Here is a 4276-nt window from a genome sequence, read left to right as displayed (position 1 = left end):
CCTGCGGCTAAACGGAGGACAGCGTGCAAATCCTGCGCCACGGTGTCAACGCCGTTCGTAATTTCCTCAGAATCGCCGAAGTAAAACTCCCCAGTTATGCCGGTGCGCCCATGTGGGAGGCGTGGCCATTTTTGGGTGGCCGTCCGCGGCGCTTAGCGTCGGCCACGGGTCCTGGCGCGGTGAGGACCGCTTTGGAGCGGACGTGTTCGGGCATGAGCTCCGCGTGCTGGCGCAGGCGATAGCTGGAACCTTCGATTTGGACGACGACAGCATGGTGTAAAAGGCGGTCGAGCAAGGCTGTGGCAACGACGGCGTCACCGAAGACCTCTCCCCATTCGGCGAAGCCTCGATTGGAAGTCAGGATCATGGAGCCGCGCTCATATCGAGCATTGACCAGTTGGAAGAAGAGATTGCCGCCGTCGTGCACGACCGGCAAATACCCGATCTCGTCGACGATCAGCAGGACCGGTCTGCAGAAAAACCGGATACGCTCCTGCAGACGGCCTTCACGTTCGGATCGGGCAAGGGACGCCAACAAGTCCGCCAAAGTGCAGAAATAAACACTGCGCCCAGCCTTAACCGCTTCGACCCCAAGGGCCGTAGCCAGGTGGCTTTTGCCGGTGCCTGGTGGCCCGAGAAAGTGGACGACCTCACCCCGAGCGACGAATCCGAGTTGGGCCAGGGTCAGGATACGGTCTCGATCAAGGGACGGCTGGAAGGTAAAATCAAACCCGGCGAGCGTCTTGATCGTGGCCAAGCGACCCATGCGCAAGGCCGTTTTTATGCGGCTGTTCTCCCGCAGTGTCAGTTCCTCAGAGAGCAAGATATCAACGGCTTCAAGGGCGCCGATCTCGCCGTGTTCCAGGCGGCGGACAATATGATCGAGTGCCTCTAGCGCTCTTGGCATCCGCAGACCCACCAGATCATGTCGAATTCGATCCAGCATGGAGGCATTCAGTTCTGCGCCCGTGCTCATACTCCTGTCTCCTTAGATAAGCGTCGGGCGACCGCATCGTAAAATGCGAGTGGCCGCTGGCTGACCATATCGCCACTACGAGCAATAACCACGGCGCGGCTCGCCTCAGCACGGCGGCCGCCATCAACTTGGCTCTTTCTGAGCCCGAGCAAGACGCGTCGCTGATGACGTCCTTCGAGAACGGGATGGGCAGCAATCAATATGCCATCTTCGAAGATGCGAACCTCTTGAGCCAGCGTATGGATCTCCACCGATCGTCTCCGGGTCGCATCCGGAACGCTGTATTGATTGCCACCGACGCTGACCATGCCATCGCGGGAGATCCGTCGTTCCAGACGCAGCACCGACCGGAACTGGGCCAGCGGTAACGGTCGGAGATGTGGCCGCTCTTCTGCGAAGGCTTCGTTGACAACGCGCCGAGTGGACGCATGCACGCGCGGATTGGCGATGCGGCTCAGCCAGTGATCAAGTTGACTGTTCAGGTCATCGAGGTTGCAGAAGCTGCGAGCAAGAAAGAAGTCCTGGCGGATATAGCGGAACGGACGTTCAACTTTGCCCTTCGTCTTGGCACGATAAGCTTTGCAGGCCTTGGGGTGGAAGCCATAGTGACGTGCCAGATCAATCAAAGCGCGATTATAGATAATGCCATCCTCATCGCCCTGCCCAGTGACAGCCGTTCTCATACGATCGTAGAGCAGCTCACGTGGGGCTCCCCCAATCGCCTCGAAAGCCGACACGTGGCAGCGGAGCACCGTCGGCAAATCTTGGTGCATGACAAACCGAGCCCAGATCAGACGGCTGAAGCCCAGTACCATGGAGAACAGCCACACGATGCGCGGCGTGCTCGGCTCATCAGTGAACACCACCTGGAATTGGGCGAAATCGACCTGGCCCTGCGCACCCGGTGCGGTCTCGAACCGCACCTCGAACCCAGCCTCGACAGGTGGCCGAATATCGCGGAGATAATCGGTTACCGCCGTGTATCCCCCCGCATAGCCGCGATGCCGTAGCTCTCTCAGCAAACGGGATCCTGAGAGGCCCGGGTAAGCGGTGACCCGCTCGCGCAAATAGGCTGTGAACGGGTCCAGAAGCGTCGGCCTGGGTAGCCGCGGGCCGTAGCACGGCGGCTCCAGCCCACGCTCGATGTAGCGGCGTACTGTCTTGCGATCGACCCCGCACTGCCGCGAGATCGCCGACAGCGACACGCCCTGACGGTGCAAATCCAGGATCATCATCAATCCTCCCAGCCTGATCATCGCCTTGCCCCTCAACAAGGGAAGCATCGGCTCATTCGGGCCCGCCGGTCTCCCGGGGCGCGCCCCGGGAGACCGGCGGCACGTCACACTGGGGATTATTCAAACGGCGGTTTTGGGGAGTGTTGCTCCGGTATCAACACTACGGTCTCGAAACATCCCGCTGCCAACCACCGGTGGGCCTGCTGGTGGACCGCATGCCAAGGCGGGAGGTCGTTCGGCATGGCACGCCAAGCTATACCGTAACGGATCACATACCGCAGGGCGTTGAACAGTTCGCGCAGCGGATACTTGCAGCGCGGCGATCAAGGTGAGAACGCATTGCCTCGCCTAAAATGCTCCCGAACGTTTACCTGTTGCCTCACCTAATCTGCTCCCCAGAGCAAGGCCTCTGGGGGGCAAAAGATGAGGCAGGTCAACATGGCAACTCGGAATGAGATCGTTTCTACGCTCAGGAAACGCTACCAGACCGCGGATCGGACCGAGCGCGGTCGCATTCTCGATGAGTTTGTGGCTGTGGCCGGATTTCATCGTAAACATGCGATGCGACTCCTAAGCGAGGCGGGCGATAAGCCGTCTAGGCAGCGCGCTGACGGCCGTCTCTACGATGATGAAACCCGCGAAGCGTTGATCATGGTTTGGGAAGCATCCGACCGGATTTGCAGTCGTCGGTTAAAAGTCCTCATTCCGATCTTGCTGGAAGCCATGGAGCGCCACGGGCATCCTCTGCCTACCGGTGACGTCTGCACGAAATTGGTGGCGATGAGTGCTGCGACGATCGATCGCGCTTTGAACAGAGCAAAAGCTCGCCCGCGAGGACGGAGACGAAAAGCGAGTGTGCCGTCCGTACGCCTCAGTATTCCGGTCCGGACTTTTGAGGATTGGGACGACCCGGCACCGGGATTTATGGAAATGGATCTCGTGGCTCATAGTGGCGGGATGCTCAAAGGTAGCTATGTGCAGACCTTGGTATTGACGGATATAGCCACCGGATGGACGGAATGCGCGCCATTGCTGGTGAGGGAGCAAAACCTTTTGACGAAGGTCCTCGATGAAGTAAGGAGCCGCCTCCCGTTCCCACTTCTGGGAATCGATGTCGACAACGACAGCGTCTTCATGAACGAAACCGTAAAAGACTACTGCACGCGGCATAGCATCGAATTAACGCGCTGCCGCCCGTATCGCAAAAATGACCAGGCGTGGGTTGAGCAGAAGAACGGCGCGGTGGTACGGCGTGCGATTGGTTACCGACGATATGAAGGGTTGGAAGCTGCGCGTCTCTTGGCAAAGTTTTATGCGGCTCTCCGCCTCTATGTGAACTTCTACCAGCCTTCCTTCAAATTGCTCAGCAAAGCTCGGGACGGTGGGCGGATTATAAAGCGGTACCACACGCCCGCCACTCCCCAGCAACGGGTCCACGACGACCGGCGCGTGACCGAAAGCGCCAAAGCAGGTTTGTTGAAGGAACGAGTGTCCTTGGACCCTATTGAGCTGTTGCGGTCTATCCGCCAGCTGCAAGAGGAGTTGGTTAACCTCTCGGATGGGATCGTGCCTGGCAGCCATGGCGCTCCTAATGCGGTTACTCTGGAAAAGTTTCTGGCAGGACTAAAGACCGCTTGGGAAAGCGGCCCAGTGGTCCGGCCGACGCACCGGCGGAAAGCAATGGACTTGCTTCAGAAAAGTGGAGAGCTGTTTTGGGTCAGGCCGCGTGCCTTTCGTAGGCAGCGGGGCTGATGAAGTCCAGCGATGAGTGTCGCCGGACCGGATTGTAGAAGCTGTCGATGTAACGGCCAACGGCTGCTTCGGCGTCTGCGCGGGTCATGAAGACAGTCCGCCAGATGAGTTCGGATTTCAGGGTTTTGAAGAAGGTCTCGACGATGGCGTTGTCGTAGCAATTGCCTTTCCCGGACATGGAGATCAGCGCACCATTTTTTCGTAATTCGCACTGATAATCAATGGAGCAATATTGGCTGCCGCGATCCGAGTGGCAGATCAGACCGGGCTCTGGACGGCGAATGGCAAAGGCCCGACGGAGTGCGGCCAAAGC

General features: G+C 59.0%; 4 protein-coding genes and 1 pseudogene. 1 reads left to right on the top strand and 4 read right to left on the bottom strand.

The window, feature by feature from the left end:
• Positions 1–94: 94 nt before the first annotated feature.
• The 3 genes and pseudogenes from istB to ASILVAE211_RS25565 form a co-directional block, all read right to left on the bottom strand.
• Positions 95–976 (bottom strand): IS21-like element helper ATPase IstB, encoded by an 882-nt coding sequence (gene istB, locus ASILVAE211_RS25575; RefSeq protein WP_227324187.1) that lies wholly within the window; start codon positions 974–976, stop codon positions 95–97.
• Entirely contained in the window at positions 973–2232 is a 1260-nt protein-coding gene (gene istA, locus ASILVAE211_RS25570; RefSeq protein ID WP_227324186.1) for an IS21 family transposase, read from the bottom strand. Before istA ends, istB begins: the two co-directional genes overlap by 4 nt.
• A 140-nt stretch (positions 2233–2372) precedes the next feature.
• Positions 2373–2519: pseudogene (locus ASILVAE211_RS25565) on the bottom strand (transposase); the annotation flags it as partial.
• Positions 2520–2634: 115 nt separating this feature from the next.
• Here ASILVAE211_RS25565 and ASILVAE211_RS25560 point away from each other — a divergent pair.
• Positions 2635–3963 carry an ISNCY family transposase gene (locus tag ASILVAE211_RS25560; protein WP_227324185.1) on the top strand — a complete coding sequence of 443 codons (1329 nt, stop codon included), beginning with the start codon at positions 2635–2637 and terminating at the stop codon, positions 3961–3963.
• Here ASILVAE211_RS25560 and ASILVAE211_RS25555 read toward each other — a convergent pair.
• Positions 3929–4276 (bottom strand): IS3 family transposase (locus ASILVAE211_RS25555; RefSeq protein ID WP_227324184.1); only part of this gene is annotated, 348 nt, incomplete at its 5' end. The two genes, ASILVAE211_RS25560 and ASILVAE211_RS25555, sit on opposite strands and share 35 nt — an antisense overlap.

It is taken from the genome of Acidisoma silvae, from assembly GCF_020618775.1.
GTDB classification, from domain to species: Bacteria; Pseudomonadota; Alphaproteobacteria; order Acetobacterales; family Acetobacteraceae; genus Acidisoma; species Acidisoma silvae.
This window is presented reverse-complemented; position numbering and strand designations above follow the sequence as displayed.

Bases quoted from the DNA above. Each gene is read 5' to 3' on its own strand.
- ASILVAE211_RS25560 (WP_227324185.1), top strand. From the start codon at position 2,635: ATGAGGCAGGTCAACATGGCAACTCGGAATGAGATCGTTTCTACGCTC.
- istB (WP_227324187.1), bottom strand. From the start codon at position 976: ATGAGCACGGGCGCAGAACTGAATGCCTCCATGCTGGATCGAATTCGA.
- istA (WP_227324186.1), bottom strand. From the start codon at position 2,232: ATGATCAGGCTGGGAGGATTGATGATGATCCTGGATTTGCACCGTCAG.